We start from the raw sequence: 712 nt of genomic DNA, 5'->3' as shown, positions 1-712 counted from the left end.
GGACTGACCTGCTCCCCTGAAATGTCCTGAAATTTTGGTTAGCCTGTTCTCCAACTGAGGAGACAGACGATGAAAAGAAGCCGTTTCAGCGAAGAACAGATCATTGGCATTTTGAAAGAGCACCAGGCTGGGCTTGGCGCAAAGGAGCTGTGTCGAAAGCACGGGATTAGCGATGCGACCTTCTACAAGTGGCGCTCGAAGTATGGCGGGATGGAAGTGTCCGATGCGCGTCGGCTCAAGACGCTGGAATCTGAGAACGCCAAGCTGAAGAAGATGTTGGCCGAACAGATGATGGACGTGGCGACGCTGAAAGAGATGCTCGGAAAAAACTTCTGAGGCCCGGTTCGAGGAGGAATGCTGTGAACTGGGCCATGAAGACCAAGGGTTATAATCAGCGCCGTGCCTGTGCGCTGGCCGGGATCGATCCACGTGTGTATCGGCGTCGGTCGAAGCGCCCAGCCGATACGGAGCTGCGGACAAGGATGAAGGAACTGGCGTCCGAGCGGCGGCGGTTCGGCTATCGTCGTCTGCACATCTTGCTGAAGCGCGAAGGCTGGGAGGTCAACTGGAAGAAGCTGTATCGGCTCTACCGCGAAGAAGGGTTAACCGTTCGTAAACGGGGCGGACGCAAGCGCGCGGTCGGCACCAGGACGCCCATGGTGATCCCGCAGGGACCAAACCAGAGATGGTCGCTCGACTTCATGTCGGACGC

The 712-nt window shown here is 57.4% G+C and carries 1 pseudogene; it reads left to right on the top strand.

The features are described 5' to 3' along the window. Window positions 1-69 precede the first annotated feature (69 nt). Window positions 70-712 (top strand): annotated as a pseudogene (locus tag J7413_RS20435) (transposase); the annotation flags it as partial.

This window comes from Shimia sp. R10_1, assembly GCF_017744095.1.
In the GTDB taxonomy this organism is placed as follows: Bacteria; Pseudomonadota; Alphaproteobacteria; order Rhodobacterales; family Rhodobacteraceae; genus Shimia.
This window is presented reverse-complemented; position numbering and strand designations above follow the sequence as displayed.